We start from the raw sequence: 18,654 nt of genomic DNA on the forward strand, positions 1-18,654 counted from the left end.
AAGGCCTGGGCTATATCATCAACGAGCGTCGTTCGGGCGACGTCCGTGGCGGCGGACGCGGAACAGGTTCCGGGCCATTTCACCCAGCAAGGAGTCATCCTGATCCTGGCCGTCGAATGCGCCCAGGGCATGGTCGTGGCTGATCGACGAGGCCAGTGCGGAGCGACCGCCCGTCCCGTTGGCCCCATCCTGCGAGACCACGACCCGGGGGGCCGACTGCGATGGGGTCATGGAGACCTTCACAAACGGCGTGACCACCGTGGGTTCCGGCAGATTCCGGACGCCCAGCGGAAGCTCCGCATTCATGACGTCGTCACCGTGGTCATGGTCGAGTCCGAGCAGGTGCCCCATCTCGTGCAGGACGACGGAGAGCAAGTCGGCGTGGTTGCGAACCTCGGACGACTCTTCGGTACCGAACTCACCATCGTCCGCCGGCGTCTGATCGACATACCAGCCGAAGCCGGCGGCATCCTGGTCGATCACGATCACGCCCGCACTCTCAACAGCCTGCCCGAGTAGATCCCCGGAAAGGTCGGCGATCTGAATCGTCGCATTTTCCAGGATGGCCAACTGAGCCTGGCTAATCCCCGCCGCCTGCCATCGGCTGATCGCCTCGGAGACAATCGGAGCGAGAGCGTCTGGGGTGAGTGCTCCCGGCGCCGTTTCCGGTGCGATCGGGCTGCTTGCCAGACGAAGGGATTCCGCGCCGATCGTCACTGACGCAGTCGGATTGATGGCCGGGAAGGTCGTCGTCGTGGTCGCAGTGCTGATCGTGACGTTGGCAACACTTCCCACGAAGTTGTTCCAGGCCCCCGCTCCGTATCCGGCAACGATCCGAATACCCCCAAGACCAGACGCAGGATTAACGATCGTCGCGTCGGGATGGGCCGAAAGATAGCTGGCCAGGGTCACCACCGGCGGGCCGCCAGTGCCGGCTGCCACCGACCACCACCCGCCGGTCAACGCGTTCCAGTCCTGCCAGACCCCTGTGGTAACGGCTCCCTGGTTCGGGACAGTCGCGCCGGGATAGGTACCGGTCTGGTATGCCGGCTCGAAGAGGAGCAGGTCATCCACGTTGCCGTCGCCGTTAAAGTCGATGTCGAGTCGGATGTAGATCGACTGAACGCTAGCCCCTGGGGTACTGACGAGAGCGGAGTAGGACAGGGCTGTCAAGTCGGCAAGCCTCGTCCCGCCGAAGTTGGCAATCACGAGTTCGGCAGCGCTGTCTCCATTGGAGCCGACGGTGAACTGAACCCGGCCATTCGGTGCCGACGTGCCGACGGGGGCGCCAAGGAACTCGATAGACGATGTGAGCGGTGTCGATCGATGCGAGTCGGTGATGAGATCCCAACCCGCATCGAGTGCCAGAGTGTTCCCCCCCAAGTCGGCGATCGACCGATTGTTATTGAGGTACAGGGTGATCGTACCGGTACCTGTATAACCCCCCACTGTGACCGTATAGGTCTTTCCCCCATCCTCGCTGGTAACGCCAGTGACCACCGAACCAGAGATCGTGCCAGTCGTCACCAGGGTGAAGTCGTCGACACCGACTCCCGTGACCTTCTCTGCGAATGTCACAGTGAAGTCCACGCTCTCGGGAGTGCTCGAGCCGGGATCGACGAGGGCGATTGATGTACCCGCCACCGTCGGTGCGATCGTGTCGATCACGACCACGTGGGGGGCGGAGGCGACGGACACGTTTCCGGCGATATCCGTGGCCGTGGCGGTGAAGGTGTAAGACCCTTCGCCGAGCACTGAGGAGGTGAAACTCCACTTGCCGGTGATGGCGTTGGCCAAAACGGTACCGAGAGGCGTCGAGCTACCATCAAGGTAAACGGCCACCGTACTTCCCGGCTCCGCGGTGCCCGTCATCGTCGGCTGATTGTGAACGAGCGTGGAGTTGTCGACCGTAAGACTGGGGAATTGCTGAGTGGGGAACCAACCATAACGATGCCCACCGACGGTGGTGCTGATGACGTCATTGGGATTGCTCAGAGTCCACGTCTTGAGAATGGCTCCCGAGTTGAGGTCGATGACGCGGAGTTCAACGGCGAGGATCCCACTTCCGTTGTCGTAAAAACGATGCTGGAACCGGAACCAGCCGTTGCCCTTGATCGTGAGCGGGGTGGCCAGGCTCTTGGGATTGGAACCAGCGTTGTTGCTGGTCCCGATCACGATCCGGGCTCCTGTACCGGTCGAGTCGCTGTCGTTGTAAAAGCCCGCGCTGAACACGAAGTCTCGAAGGTGGAGCGTATTCCCGCCACCGTCAAGTGCCGACCTGTTAATCGCGGATGAGTACTCGAACCGCGTGTTGTTGGGAGTCGATGCTGCCTGGAGGCTGCTTGTGGAGAAGTAAATGTCGAGAGACGTTGTATAGCCGCCTTGGGGGAAGACCGCCTCATACCCTCCAAAGCGAGTGAAATTACTCGATGAACTGGATCCTGACAGCACCACCCCGTGCCCCGAAGATGCCGTGACGCCGTCCCAGCCATCGCCATTGCTGTCGAATGTCTGCGTGAAGTCTGTCGGGGTGATCGTCGGGGTCGTTGGAGCCGTCGTGTCGACCTGGATCACAAGCGTCTGAGAGACCGTGGAGACATTACCGACCTCATCGGTGGCCTTCGCGGTGAACTTGTAGGTCCCGTCACTCAACGAGGGACTGGTGTAAGTCCAGGCCCCGGTCGAGACGTCGGCCGATACCGTGGCGATGGCTGTCGGGTTGGTCCCGAGGAAGATGGCCACACTGCTTCCCGGCTCCGCAATGCCCGAGATCGTCGGGGTGTTGTCAGTGGTCAACAGGTTATGGATCAACGTGGAATTGTCGATCTTGAGGTTGGGGATTTGCTGATCGGCGGCAAACCAACCGTAACGATTTCCACCCACATTGACACCAATGCGATCACTGGGCTGGCTCAGAGTCCACGTCTTAACCAACTCACCCGACACCGCGTTCCGGATGGTGAGTTCCACGGCCAAGACACCACTGCCGTTGTCATAGAAACGATGCTCGAATCGATACCAGCCTGTGCCCTCGATCGTCACCGAATCTCCGGCTCGGGGATTTCCGGGAGCCCCGGTGGCCACGCTGATCTCGAAGCGAGGCGTCGAATTCACACCGTCGTCGTCGTTGTAATAGCCGGCGTTGAAAGCGAAATCCCGAAGGTGGGTTGGCAATCCACCGGTCAAGGTCGTCGAGTTGATCGCCGAGGTGTAACTAAACCGACTGCCGTTGCTGATAGAACCGACGTTGGCTGGATCCAGGAAGATATCGAGCGAGGTCGAGTACCCACCCTGGGGGAAGGAGGCCGAGTAACCACCGAACCGAGTGAAGGGGCCGGCGTCACTCGACGAAGTAACGTTCACCACACCGTGCCCGTCACCATCCCTAGGGATGTTCGGTTCACCAGAGCTATTCAACATCCAGCCATCACTATTGCTCTGGAAGTCCTGGAGAAAAACCGGGGTCGTGATCGTCGGTGCCGGCGTCGTCGAGTCGACTGTGATCGTAAAGGTAACAGTCGAGGACTGGTTAGCACCGGAATCAGCCGTCCCGCCGTTGTCCCTCAAGAAAACGGACACCGTGGCAGTGCCATTAGCGTTGACCGCCGCGGTGAAACGGAGTGTGCCGGAGCTGTCGATCGTTGGCTGCACGGCGAACAGACCGTTGGCATTGTTGGTGACGACGAATTCCAGAGATTGTGATGACTCGTCGACAGTCGGTCCGGCGAGGATACTCGTGGCCCACGTACTCGTGTGGGGACCGGAGACCGGCGAAACGCTCAGATCAGGGCCTCGCGTGAAGCTTGGCGCGTCGTTCACCGGGGTGATGGTGATCGTGAAGGTCACCGTGGGGGAAACGTTACTCCCATCGCCGCTATCTTGCAGGGAGACCGAGACTGTGGCCACGCCGTTGGCGTTGGCACTCGGCGTGAAGGTCAAGATGCCGTTGGCAGCGATCGCCGGTTGCACCGAGAATAGCCCGGAGTTGTTGTTGCTAACGTGGAAAGTGGGCGTCTGAGCCGACTCGTTGGCCGGCCCGACGGAGATAACCGTGGCCCAGATTGCCGCGTAAGGTGCCGAATCCTCCAGGACGGCCACGTTGTTGCCTGGTGTGAAGCTGGGGGCGTCGTTGACCGGGGTCACCGTGATGACGATCGTCTGGATCAGCGATTTGGGCGCGTAGCCACCGTCCGTCGTGCCATCGTCGGTCACCACGAAACGGAACTGGCCGCTCCCGTTGGCGTTGGCCACCGCCACAAACTTCATCCCCTGAATCTGCGTCAGGGTATACGGCGTGCCGGTGGTGACCGGTGTTCCGTCAAGCAATTGCACGCTGCCCAGGGCGGGATCGGGGATCACCGTCACGGTGTAGGTCAGCAACTGAGTGGAATCTTCGCCAGGGCCGGCCGAATACGTCACGCCGGTCAGACCCAACGTTGTCGTGCCCGAGTCTTCGAGGACCGTCAGGTTGTTCACCGAGCCAGTGGCAACAAGTGGCGTATCGTTGACCTCGGTGACGGTGATCGTCACCGTCTCGGTCAGGGTTTGCGGGTCGGAGACGCCGTTCGTGGTGCCGCTGTCGGTCACTGTGAAGCTGAACGTGCCGCTCCCATTGGCGTTCGCCACCGGCACAAACCTCATCCCCCGGATCTCGGACAGGAGGTAGGTTTTGAGTGTCACCGGAGTGGTACCGTTGCTCAGGACAACCTGTCCCAACGAAGCCGACGGGAGCGTGGTCACCGTGTAGATCAGGGCTTGAGCCTCATTGGCGGGTCCGGCCGAATAGGTCAGACCGGCGAAGCCCATCGATGTGGTGCCCGAATCCTCAGCGACGGTCAGATTGTTCACCGACCCCGCCGTGAGGACCGGCGGATTGTTGACCTCGGTGATGGTGATCGTCAGGGACTGGACCAGTGTCTTCGGATCGGCGGCGCCATTCGTGGTGCCTGTGTCGGTCACCGTGAAGCTGAATGTGCCGCTTCCATTGGCATCGTCGGCCGCGAAGAACTTCATCCCTTGGATGGCTGCCAGAGAGTAGCTACCCAGCGTGACCGGTGTGGTCCCATTGCTCAAGACAACCTGCCCCAGCGATCCGGAGGGGAGCGAGGTCACCGTATAGATCAAGTCTTGAGGCTCGTCGCCCGGTCCAGCCGAGTAGGCCAAGCCCGTCAGCCCCAGCGGCACCAGACCCGGGTTTTCGGCAACCGTCACATTGGCCACCGGGACTCCGGTGGATGTCGGGGTATCGTTGACCTCGGTGATCGTGATCGCCACCGAGTTCGTGGCCGACTTGGCGCCACCGCTGCCGGTATTGCCCCCGTCGGAGACGGTGATAGCCAGCGAGTCACTCCCGTTGTAGTTGACCGTCCCCTTGTAGATGACACCCGCCGCCAGGGTGGCATTAATCGCGGCCTGGCTACCGGTCAAGGTCAGTGAGCCGGAACCGTTACCACTGATGCCTCCCGCCGTCAGACCGCCACTCTCGGCGGCGGACACAGTTACGGTCCCGTGAGCCACGATCAGCGTCACACTGATGGGGCTTGTCCCAGCGTCGAGGTCACTCACCGAGATTCCGGTGATGAGCTTGTCCGTGTCCTCGACCGCCGTCTGAGCACCGGGGACCGTCAGTTGAGGAGCGTCATTGACTGCCGCAACGGTGATCGCCACGGTCCCGCTCGAAGTGGTCGCAGCCGCGGAGCCATCACCACCGTCGGTGACGGAGTAAGTGAAGCCGTCCGACCCGTTGTAGTTCCCCACGGGCGTGTAGAGCAGAGCCACCGGGCTACCGATCACCTGCTGCCCCAAGGTCACGGGGTTGCCGAGGTAGCTGAGCGTGCCGTGCGTCGGCAGTGAGGTGATTGTGAAGTTCAGAGCCGCCGGCAATGTCTCGACATCGGTGCTGCTGAGAACCACCGTGAGAGTCGTGTCCTCGTCGGTGGTCAGCGACTGACTTGCAGCGGTCGGGGCGTCATTCACCGCCGTCACCGTCACGCCGAAGCTGGTCGAGATCGCCGCGTCGGCCGCGTCGGTCGCGGTCACCGTGATCGTCGCCGTGCCGTTCTGGTTGCCCAGGTAGGTCAGCACCACCGAGCCATCCACGATCGCCGCCGTCACCAGCGTGGGCTCGCTGCTCTCCACCGAGTAGGTGAGACTGTCTTCGTTGGTGGCGATGTCCACGTCGGCGAACACATTCGCCAGCGAGATCGTCGACACCGACGCGTCTTCCTGCACCGTCACGTTGCCCAGTGACGACTCCACCGTCGGGGCGTCGTTCACCGCCGTCACCGTCACGCCGAAGCTGGTCGAGATTGCCGCACCGGCCGCGTCGGTCGCGGTCACCGTGATCGTGGCCGTGCCGTTCTGGTCACCCAGGTACGTCAGCACCACCGAGCCGTCCACGATCGCTGCCGTCACCAGATCGGTGTTGCTGCTGGACACCGAGTACGTGAGGCTATCTTCGTTGGTGGCGATGTCCACGTCGGCGAACACATTCGCCAGCGAAATCGTCGACACCGTCGCGTCTTCCTGCACCGTCACGTTGCCCAGCGACGACTCCACCGTCGGGGCGTCGTTCACTGCCGTCACCGTCACGCCGAAGCTGGTCGAGATCGCCGCGTCGGCCGCGTCGGTCGCGGTCACCGTGATCGTCGCCGTGCCGTTCTGGTTGCCCAGGTACGTCAGCACCACCGAGCCGTCCACGATCGCTGCCGTCACCAGATCAGTGTTGCTGCTGGACACCGAGTACGTGAGGCTATCTTCATTGGTGGCGATGTCCACGTCGGCGAACACATTCGCCAGCGAGATCGTCGACACCGTCGCGTCTTCCTGCACCGTCACGTTGCCCAGCGATGACTCCACCGTCGGGGCGTCGTTCACCGCCGTCACCGTCACGCCGAAGCTGGTCGAGATCGCCGCGTTGGCCGCGTCGGTCGCGGTTACCGTGATCGTCGCCGTGCCGTTCTGGTTGCCCAGGTAGGTCAGCACCACCGAGCCGTCCACGATCGCCGCCGTCACCAGCGTGGGCTCGCTGCTCACCACCGAGTAGGTGAGGCTGTCTTCGTTGGTGGCAATGTCCACGTCGGCGAACACATTCGCCAGCGAGATCGTCGACACCGTCGCGTCTTCCTGCACCGTCACGTTGCCCAGCGACGACTCCACCGTCGGGGCGTCGTTCACCGCCGTCACCGTCACGCCGAAGCTGGTCGAGATCGCCGCGTTGGCCGCGTCGGTCGCCGTCACCGTGATCGTCGCCGTGCCGTTCTGGTTGCCCAGGTACGTCAGCACCACCGAGCCGTCCACGATCGCTGCCGTCACCAGATCGGTGTTGCTGCTGGACACCGAGTACGTGAGGCTATCTTCGTTGGTGGCGATGTCCACGTCGGCGAACACATTCGCCAGCGAGATCGTCGACACCGACGCGTCTTCCTGAACCGTCACGTTGCCCAGTGACGACTCCACCGTCGGGGCGTCGTTCACCGCCGTCACCGTCACGCCGAAGCTGGTCGAGATCGCTGCGTTGGCCGAGTCGGTCGCCGTCACCGTGATCGTCGCCGTGCCGTTCTGGTTGCCCAGGTAGGTCAGCACCACCGAGCCGTCCACGATCGCTGCCGTCACCAGATCGGTGTTGCTGCTGGACACCGAGTACGTGAGGCTATCTTCGTTGGTGGCGATGTCCACGTCGGCGAACACATTCGCCAGCGAGATCGTCGACACCGACGCGTCTTCCTGAACCGTCACGTTGCCCAGTGACGACTCCACCGTCGGGGCGTCGTTCACCGCCGTCACCGTCACGCCGAAGCTGGTCGAGATTGCCGCACCGGCCGCGTCGGTCGCCGTCACCGTGATCGTGGCCGTACCGTTCTGGTTGCCCAGGTACGTCAGCACCACCGAGCCATCCACGATCGCCGCCGTCACCAGCGTGGGCTCGCTGCTCACCACCGAGTAGGTGAGGCTGTCTTCGTTGGTGGCGATGTCCACGTCGGCGAACACATTCGCCAGCGAGATCGTCGACACCGTCGCGTCTTCCTGCACCGTCACGTTGGCCAGCGACGACTCCACCGTCGGGGCGTCGTTCACCGCCGTCACCGTCACGCCGAAGCTGGTCGAGATCGCCGCGTTGGCCGCGTCGGTCGCGGTCACCGTGATCGTCGCCGTGCCGTTCTGGTCACCCAGGTAGGTCAGCACCACCGAGCCGTCCACGATCGCTGCCGTCACCAGATCGGTGTTGCTGCTGGACACCGAGTACGTGAGGCTATCTTCGTTGGTGGCGATGTCCACGTCGGCGAACACATTCGCCAGCGAGATCGTCGACACCGACGCGTCTTCCTGAACCGTCACGTTGCCCAGTGACGACTCCACCGTCGGGGCGTCGTTCACCGCCGTCACCGTCACGCCGAAGCTGGTCGAGATCGCCGCGTTGGCCGCGTCGGTCGCGGTTACCGTGATCGTCGCCGTGCCGTTCTGGTTGCCCAGGTAGGTCAGCACCACCGAGCCGTCCACGATCGCCGCCGTCACCAACGTGGGATCGCTGCTCTCCACCGAGTAGGTGAGGCTATCTTCATTGGTGGCGATGTCCACGTCGGCGAACACGCCCGCCAGCGAGATCGTCGACACCGTCGCGTCTTCCTGCACCGTCACGTTGGCCAGCGACGACTCCACCGTCGGGGCGTCGTTCACCGCCGTCACCGTCACGCCGAAGCTGGTCGAGATCGCTGCGTTGGCCGAGTCGGTCGCCGTCACCGTGATCGTCGCCGTGCCGTTCTGGTTGCCCAGGTACGTCAGCACCACCGAGCCGTCCACGATCGCTGCCGTCACCAAAGTAGGATCGCTGCTCTCCACCGAGTACGTAAGGCTATCTTCATTGGTGGCGATGTCCACGTCGGCGAACACATTCGCCAGCGAGATCGTCGACACCGACGCGTCTTCCTCCACCGTCACAGGGGCCAGCGTCGTTTCCACCGTCGGGGCGTCGTTCACCGCCGTCACCGTCACGCCGAAGCTGGTCGAGATCGCTGCACCGGCCGCGTCGGTCGCGGTTACCGTGATCGTCGCCGTGCCGTTCTGGTCACCCAGGTAGGTCAGCACCACCGAGCCATCCACGATCGCCGCCGTCACCAGCGTGGGATCGCTGCTCTCCACCGAGTACGTGAGGCTATCTTCATTGGTGACGATATCCACGTCGGCGAACACATTCGCCAGCGAGATCGTCGACACCGACGCGTCTTCCTGAACCGTCACGTTGCCCAGTGACGACTCCACCGTCGGGGCGTCGTTCACCGCCGTCACCGTCACGCCGAAGCTGGTCGAGATTGCCGCACCGGCCGCGTCGGTCGCCGTCACCGTGATCGTGGCCGTACCGTTCTGGTTGCCCAGGTACGTCAGCACCACCGAGCCATCCACGATCGCCGCCGTCACCAGCGTGGGCTCGCTGCTCACCACCGAGTAGGTGAGGCTGTCTTCATTGGTGGCGATGTCCACGTCGGCGAACACATTCGCCAGCGAGATCGTCGACACCGTCGCGTCTTCCTGCACCGTCACGTTGCCCAGCGACGACTCCACCGTCGGGGCGTCGTTCACCGCCGTCACCGTCACGCCGAAGCTGGTCGAGATCGCCGCGTTGGCCGCGTCGGTCGCGGTCACCGTGATCGTCGCCGTGCCGTTCTGGTTGCCCAGGTACGTCAGCACCACCGAGCCGTCCACGATCGCTGCCGTCACCAGATCAGTGTTGCTGCTGGACACCGAGTACGTGAGGCTATCTTCGTTGGTGGCGATGTCCACGTCGGCGAACACATTCGCCAGCGAGATCGTCGACACCGACGCGTCTTCCTGAACCGTCACGTTGCCCAGTGACGACTCCACCGTCGGGGCGTCGTTCACCGCCGTCACCGTCACGCCGAAGCTGGTCGAGATCGCCGCACCGGCCGCGTCGGTCGCGGTCACCGTGATCGTCGCCGTACCGTTCTGGTCGCCCAGGTAGGTCAGCACCACCGAGCCATCCACGATCGCCGCCGTCACCAGCGTGGGCTCGCTGCTCACCACCGAGTAGGTGAGACTGTCTTCATTGGTGGCGATGTCCACGTCGGCGAACACATTCGCCAGCGAGATCGTCGACACCGTCGCGTCTTCCTGCACCGTCACGTTGCCCAGCGACGACTCCACCGTCGGGGCGTCGTTCACCGCCGTCACCGTCACGCCGAAGCTGGTCGAGATCGCCGCGTTGGCCGCGTCGGTCGCGGTTACCGTGATCGTCGCCGTGCCGTTCTGGTTGCCCAGGTAGGTCAGCACCACCGAGCCGTCCACGATCGCCGCCGTTACCAACGTGGGATCGCTGCTCTCCACCGAGTACGTGAGGCTATCTTCATTGGTGGCGATATCCACGTCGGCGAACACATTCGCCAGCGAGATTGTCGACACCGTCGCGTCTTCCAGTACCGTCACGTTGCCCAGCGGCGTTGCCACCGTCGGAGTGTCATTCACTGCCGTGACGGTGATAGCGACTGATTCGGTGTCAGTGAGAGCACCGCCCAGCCCGGTGTTGCCCTCGTCAGTCACGCCGACCGTGAGCGTGTCGCTACCGTTGTAGTTGAGAGTTCCCTGGTAGGTCACACCGGCCAGCAGGGTGGCATTGATCTCGGCCAGGGTGCCGGTCAGAGTCACGGAGTTCGTACCGTTCCCTGCGATGCCGCCCACGGTCAGGCCGCCGCTGACACCCGCAGTGACCAACACGGTGCCGTGCTGGACTCCCAGCGTGACCGTGATGGCGTTGGTCCCGGCGTCCACGTCAGACACCGCGATGCTATTGAGCACCAAGGCGGTGTCTTCATTCACCGTCTGGGCCGTGGGCACCGTCAGGACCGGGGCGACGTTGAAGGCTTTGATCGTGAATTGAACCGAGGTCGCGCTCGACTGGGCGTTGCCCGCGGTGTCGGTCGTCGTGGAGGTCACGACGTACGATCCATCCGCGGGACGGGCGAAGACATAGCTCCAGGTTGAGCCCGTGAGGGTGGCCGTGAGGGCGACCGGAGTGACACTGGTGAACCCGTCGGTGCCATTCCAGTAGAGTTCGGACCCGCCAACCTGGCGGATCGTCAGCACGGCCTCGGTCGGGGCTGTCCCCGTACCGTCGACCGTGCCGGTGATCGTGCCCGTCCAGCTGATCGAATCGTAGGAGCCGGTGCCCGGGAAGCTGATCACCGATGTGGGGGCCTGGGCGTCAATCGTCACCGAGACCGAGCCGGACGCGACCGAGGCGTTGCCGGCGGCGTCGTGGGCCTTGGCCGTGAGGACGTGGGTTCCGTTGCTCAGCGCGGAGCTGGTGATGCTCCAGATCCCGGTGCCGGCGGCGGCCACACCCGTACCCACCACGGTCGTGCCGTCGGTGTCGTAGAGCGACACCGTGGTGCCGGGCTCAGCCGTACCCGAGAACAACGGGGTGGTGATCTTGGTCAGGTGATCGCTGCTGGAGCTGCCGCTGTCGCTGGCGGTCGCCAGGACGGGCGTCGGCGGAGCGTTGGGAGCGACGGTGTCGACCGCGAACGCCGCGGGCGCACTGTTCGCCGCGTTGCCGGCCACGTCGGTGGCCGTGGTCTGCACGATGTACGACCCGTCGGTCGGTTGGGCGAAAGCGTAGCTCCAGGTCGAACCGGCGATGCCGGCCGTGACGAGGAGGGGCGAGCCGCTCGAGACGAAGGCGGAGCCGTTCCAGTAGAAACCGTCGCTGACCCGGAGAATGCTGAGCTGAACCGAGGAGAGCCCGGCCAGGCCGTTGTCGGAGGCCGATCCGGTGAGCGTGCCGGTCCACCCGGCGACGTTGTAGCTGCTCCCCGAGGCGGGGAAGGTGACGGCGGACGAAGGTGCCGAGGCGTCGATGGTCACCGCGACCGAGGGGGACGCGGCCGAGGCATTGCCGGCGGCATCGGTGGCGGTGGCCGTCACCGCGTAAGCGCCGTTGGCCAGGGCGGAGCTGGTGATGCTCCAGGCGCCTGTGCCGGCGGCGGCGATGCCCGTGCCCAGCACGGTCACGCCGTTGTAGAGGGTCACCGTGGTGCCCGGAACGGCGGTACCGACGAAGGTGGGGATGGCGACGTTGGTGATGCGATCGCTATTGGAGCTGCCGCTATCGCTGGCCGACGCGAGGATTGGTGTCGAGGGGATCGCGGGGGCCACCGTCGCGACCGAGAAGCTCAAAGGAGCGGTGGTCGTCGTGTTCGCGGCCTGGTCGGTCGCTCGGGTCCGCAGGAAGTAAGTGCCGTCGGCCGGGCGAGCGAAGGCGTAGCTCCAGTTCGTGCCGGTGATGGTGGCCGAAACGTAGATCGCCGAGCCGCTGGAGACGAAGGCGGTCCCGTTCCAGTATTGGCCATCGCTGCGCTGGACGCTCACCTGCACGGACGCGAGGCCGGACGGGCCGAACTCGGTGGCCGTTCCGCTGATCGCTCCGGTCCAGGCATTCGGCCCGCTAACGGCCGAGCTGTAACTGGCCCCGGCCACCGGGGCCGTGATCGCCACGCTGGGAGCCTGGGTGTCGACCGCGAAACCGATCGAGCTGCTAGTTGTCGTGTTGCCGGCGAGGTCGGTCGCCGTGGCCTGAACGCTGTACGAGCCGTCGGCCGGACGGGCGAAGGCATAAGTCCAGGTCGACCCGCTGATGGTGGCCGTGACAAGAAGGGGGGAACCACTGGAGACAAACGAGGTGCCGTTCCAGAAGTAGCCGTCACTGCCGCGGACGATGCTCAACTTGACGGTGGAAAGGCCGGCCGGTCCCGCGTCGGAGGCCGTGCCGCTCACCGATCCGGTCCACTGATGAACCCCGCTGCCAGCCGCGCTGTAGTTGCCGGCAGCCACCGGAGCGGCAATGGCGACAGTCGGCGTCTGTGTGTCGACGACAAACCCGACCGAGCTGGAAGCCGTTGCGTTTCCGGCCAGATCGGTCGCCGTGGCCTGGATGCTGTACGACCCATCCGCCGGACGAGCGAAGGTATAGCTCCAGGTCGGACCGGTGATCACGGCCGAGACCAGGAGGGGCGAACCGCTGGAGACGAAGGCGGAGCCGTCCCAATAGTAACCGTCGCTGCCACGGACGATGGTGAGCTGGACGGAGGAAAGGCCGGCAACTCCGGTGTCGGAGGCCGACCCGGTGATTGGCCCTGTCCACCCGGCCGCATTGTAGCTACCGCCGGCGGCCGGGAAGGCGATCACCGACGTGGGAGCCTGGGCGTCAATCGTCACCGTGACCGAGCCGGACGCGGCCGAGGCGTTGCCGGCGGCGTCGTGGGCCTTGGCCGTGAGCACGTGGGCTCCGTTGCTCAGAGCGGAGCTGGTGATGCTCCAGATCCCGGTGCCGGCGGCGGCCACGCCCGTGCCCACCACGGTCGTGCCGTCGGTGTCGTAGAGCGTCACCGTGGTGCCGGGCTCAGCTGTGCCCGAGAACAACGGGGTGGTGATCTTGGTCAGGTGATCGCTGCTGGAGCTGCCGCTGTCGCTGGCGGTCGCCAGGACGGGCGTCGGCGGAGCGTTGGGGGCGACGGTGTCGACCGCGAACGCCGCGGGCGCACTGTTCGCCGCGTTGCCGGCCACGTCGGTGGCCGTGGTCTGCACGATGTAAGACCCGTCGGTCGGCCGGGCGAAAGCGTAGCTCCACGTCGAACCGGTCACGGAGGCCTGAACGAGGAGGGGCGAGCCGCTGCTGACGAAGGCGGAGCCGTTCCAGTAGAAACCGTCGCTGACCCGGAGGATGCTGAGCTGAACCGAGGAGAGTCCGGCAAGACCGGTATCAGAGGCCGATCCGGTGAGCGTGCCGGTCCACCCGGCGACGTTATAGCTGCTGCCGGAGGCGGGGAAGGAAATGGAGGACGTAGGAGCCTGAGCGTCGACCGTCACGGCCAGGGCGGCGGAGGAGTCGGAAACGTTGGTGGCGGCGTCCGTGGCGGTGGCAGTGATCTGGTGCAGCCCGTTGCTCAGCGGCGAACTGGTGATGCTCCAGACGCCGGTGCCGACAGCAGCAATGCCCGTGCCCAAGACGGTCGTGCCCTCGTAGAGGGTGACCGTACTGCCGGGCTGGGCCGTTCCCGTGAACGTCGGAGTCGTGACGTTGGTAATGTGGTCACTATTGGAGTTGCCGCTATCGCTGGCTGTGGCGAGGACCGGAGTCGAGGGAGCCGCGGGAGCGTCGGTCGAAATCGCGAACGACGTCGGTGCGCCCACCGCTGAGTTGCCGGCGATGTCGGTGGCCACGGCCTGGATGAAGTAAGTGCCGTTGCTCGGTCGGGTGAAGGCGAGGCTCCAGCTCGAACCGCTGAGGACCGAGGACACCAGGATGGGATCGTTGCTGGCCACGAAAGCCGAACCGTTCCAGTAGGCGCCATCAATGGCCCGGAGAATGCTCACCTGCACCGACTCGAGACCGGCCAAGCCGAATTCGCTGGCCGTTCCGCTGATCGCCCCCGCCCAGGCGCTCGGACCACTGGGGGCCGTGCCGTAGCTGCCGCCTGCCACCGGGAAGGCCACCGTCGCACTCGGCGCTTGCGAGTCGATCGTCACCGACAGAGGATTGGAGGTTGAAGGACTCCCCACGACGGGGGTTGACTGAGCGGTGATGCTGTGAACGCCGTCGGCCAGCGTGCCCGCGGTGAACGTCCAGCTCCCACTCCCATTGGCCGTGGTCGTGCCCAGCAGGGTGGAGCCGTCGAACAGGCTGATGGTCGTCCCGGCCACCGCCACACCCGTGAACGTCGGTGTGGTGTCGTTGGTAATCTGGTCCGTGTTCGAGGAGCCGGTATCGCTTGCGAGGCCGATCGACACCGACGGCGCGTATCGCACGGCGTCGGCGATGACGTAGTTATTGGCGTTGTTGGTCAGAACGACCTTGAGCGTCCCGCTCGAGATCGCCACCTTGCCCAGGCTCTGGAACGTTGAGCCCCCAACGACGGTTCCCGTCGGTGCATTCCGCTGGTCGACCGGCACGGTGGCCAGAAGCGTCGAACCGTCATAGATCAGGTACGTGGCATTGCTCGCCCGGTTGGTCCCGGCCAGCCAGGTCACCTGCACATCATAGTAGCCCGAAGGAACGCCCGACTGCTGCCAGGTGGAGGCCGCCGACCCGTCTCCGGGCGCGGCATAGCTGGCCGTTCCCCCATGGCCACCGGCAAAGCTCGCCCAGGTTCCCGTCTTGCTGTAGTCGGTTGTGCCATTGTCGATGAACGAGGGGCCACTGGCGGCGACGGTCGCCGAGGCCTCGATGGTGTTGTTGGCTTCGTTGGATTCGGGGACGAGGCCGGCCGGATCGATGACCGCGAAGATGTGATAGGTGCCGGAACGGGTGAACTGCAACGCGGGGCTGGCGCCGGCATGCGTACCAACCGTCTTGCCGGCACCCGTGATCGTCTCGGTGGCCAGCAACACGTCGTCGCCGTTGCCCAAGATCGCGTCGGTCGAGGCGTAGTACGAAATCACGAAGTCGGCCGTCGCCGCCGTGTCCGCGATGTTGTAGGTGCGGGTGACGGTGAAGGGGGTCTGCGTATCGGCATTGGCGGGGGCCACCACGCCACCTCCCGACCAATTCAGGTCGAAGGTCGGGGGTGCCACCGGCGCGAATCGCACGGCGTCGGCAATGACGTAATTATTGGCGTTGTTGGTCAGGACGACCTTGAGCGTCCCGCTCGAGATCGACACGCTGCCCAGGCTCTGGAACGTCGTCCCACCAACGACAGTCCCCGTCGGCGCATTCCGTTGGTCGACCTGAACGGTTCTCACCAGCGTCGAACCGTCATAGATCAGGTACGTGGCATTGCTCGCCCGGTTGGTCCCGGCCAGCCAGGTCACCTGCACATCATAGTAGCCCGCGGAAAGGCCCGCCTGCTGCCAGGTGGCACCTGTCGACCCGTCGCCGGGCGCGGCATAACTGGCCGTTCCGCCATGGCCACCGGGGAAGCCGACCCAGGTTCCCGTCTGGCTGTAGTCGGTCGTCCCGTTATCGATGATCGAGGGGCCGCTGACGACGACCGGCGCCGAGGCCTCGACGGTGTTGTTCAGCTCGCTGGATTCGGGGAGCAGCCCGGCCGGATCGATGACCGCGAAGATGTGATAGGTGCCGGAGCGGGTGAACTGCAACGCGGGGCTGGCACCATTATGCGTACCAACCGTCTTGCCGGCACCCGTGATCGTCTCGGTGGCCAGCAACACGTCGTCGCCGTTACCCAAAATCGCGTCGGTCGAGCCGTAGTAGGCGATCGCAAAGTCGTCCGTGGTTCCCACGACGTTATAGGTGCGATCGACGGTGAAGGGCGCCTGGGTATCGGCGGTGGCGGGCGCCGACACGCCCCCACCTGACCAATTCAGGTCGAAGGCCGGGGCGGGCAACGGAGTGAACCGCACCGCGTCGGCGATGACGTAATTATTGGCGTTATTGCTCAGGACGACCCGCAACGTGCCGCTCGAGATCGCCACACTGCCCAGGCTCTGGAACGTCGTCCCACCAACAACGGTTCCCGTCGGCGCGTTTCGCTGGTCGATCTGGACCGACTTCAATGGCGTGGAGGCGTTGCCGTCAAAGATGAGATAGGTGGCATTGCTGGCCCGGTTGGTGCCGGCCAGCCAGGTGACATCCACCTGGTAGTTGCCACTGGCCAGACCCGACTGTTGCCAGGTGGCGGACGTAGTTCCCGCGCCTGGCGCGGCATAACTGGCCGTCCCACCGTAGCCCCCGTTGAAGCCCACCCACGCTCCGGTTTGGCTATGGCCGGCTGTGCCGTTATCGATGATCGTCCCCACCGTGACCGTTTGAGCCGCCTCGGTGGCGTTATTCGTTTCATCGGATTCGACGACGGTGTTGCCGTTATCGATGACGGCGAAAAGGTGATAGCTGCCGGCTTGATTAAACTGCAGCGACGGACTGTTCCCAGCGTGCGTGCCGACCGTGGCCCCGGCGCCCGTGATGGTCTCGGAGGCCAGCAGGACGTCGTCGCCGTTCCCCAGCACATTATCGGTCGAGGAATAGTAGGAAATCGCGAAGTCGGCCGGTGCCGCCGAGTCCGCGACGTTATAAGTGCGGCTTACCGTGATAGGCACCGGTGCGTCGGCATTGGCCGGAGCGACAATTCCCCCCCCCGACCAGTTGAGATCGACGGAGAGCAGGGTGCGCTGCTCAACCTGCTCCACAATAAGATCAAGCGTTCGATTACGAATACCAGATTGCCCAGTAGCCGACCGATCCTGTCCCCGAAGGTTCTGGTTGGCGCGTCGGCGTCGATTCTTCCAGAACCCGAAACGGCGCTGCGGTGCGGAATCGGAATGATGAGACATGGGAACTATCTCCTAAGCTACAGGGCGATAAATCTGGGTGGAGGAGAAAGCGCCGTGGCGCCTTTTCGGCAAACTTTGTCTGACATGACGGGCGTGTCTCCGCAGCACATCGCGGAACTGACGGGCTGACCCGTCGTACAACCACACCCTGAGACCTGGATACATTTTGTTATTGATTAGGACTCAAATAAGGCATGTCACTTACTGCCTATTCTTTGGTCCCTGAAAGCTGCGAGACGAATGATTCTGCGACAACGGCCTGACTGCCTGAGAATCTTGAAAGCCCAATCAAGACACGAATGCAATTTCATTCAACCAACTGTACGCATAACTAAGCGGCTGCCCCGATGACTTGTTTTGATTTCTAGAGGGCGGCGGAAATTCAGCCAACAACGCCATCGATCCGAACCGCATTCAGCCGGGCGTGCAGGCCCTCTCGACCGCAAATCACCCAAACACGCGATTTTCCATTCAGATCAGCCCGCTGACGCGCGCTTCGCCAGTCCCTTACCCCAGGCGCAAACGAACTCGAACTCATGCCGAGCAAGGCGTCACCCTCCCGGGACGAGTTGCGAAACGAGAGACAAGGGCCGGAAACCTACTGGCCGGCGCTAATCAAGGGGTGGGCGTATTGGCGATTCGCCGGGGGCGGGAATGATAAAAGCGTGATGGGTTGATACAAGCAGTCTCATGGTGCTGATCTCGCGTGGATCAAGTGGAGTAGGTCAACAGCGACCTGCATGATCTGCGAACACTGGCGAGGCGTATGAGGAGGAATTTGCTTGGGTTAACGCACGACAGTCAACCTTCGCAATCCAACGAAAACAGAACCCTCATAACGGCGAGGTTGATTCCGATTTCTAAGGAGGTTTCCAGTCCTTACAAAGATAATATCACCAGCTCACGATAGCAAGGACAATTTTCTCGATCTGTAGATCTAGTTGTGAGGAACCTGTGACCGTCATCCACTTGAGAAAATCACGAGTGCTTTTCTTGGCGACTACACGGCTAATTGAACCACTTTAGTACTCCGAAAAAGAGCCATTTCGCCGATGTGACAACATCGTTCGATGCTCTATTGATTCACCAGAACAGGGCTCGGTCATGCGCGATCGCTTGGCCAGCCCCACCTTCGCGAGGTTACAAACGCCAAAAATAACATAAAAACAGTTTAGTCAAAGACCAAGCAGTTGTAGTGGCCGATCAAACAGCAATTATCACCACATGTTAGTTCGCTTTAGAGAGATAGAAAGAAAATCAATGCGCATGGGAAAAGCTTATCCCACTGCTCTCCTCCGCCCTGAAAATCAAAAACACAAAACGCCTGCACCGGGTCTCTGCCGCGTCGACGGCAAATCG

The 18,654-nt window shown here is 63.5% G+C and carries 1 protein-coding gene; it reads right to left on the reverse strand.

From position 1 onward, the window contains the following. Window positions 1-18 precede the first annotated feature (18 nt). Window positions 19-17,151 carry an Ig-like domain-containing protein gene (locus V5E97_RS17045; protein WP_406700496.1) on the reverse strand — a complete coding sequence of 5,711 codons (17,133 nt, stop codon included), beginning with the start codon at window positions 17,149-17,151 and terminating at the stop codon, window positions 19-21. Window positions 17,152-18,654: the final 1,503 nt, after the last annotated feature.

The sequence above is a fragment of the Singulisphaera photorubra genome, assembly GCF_045290345.1.
Taxonomy (GTDB): domain Bacteria; phylum Planctomycetota; class Planctomycetia; order Isosphaerales; family Isosphaeraceae; genus Singulisphaera.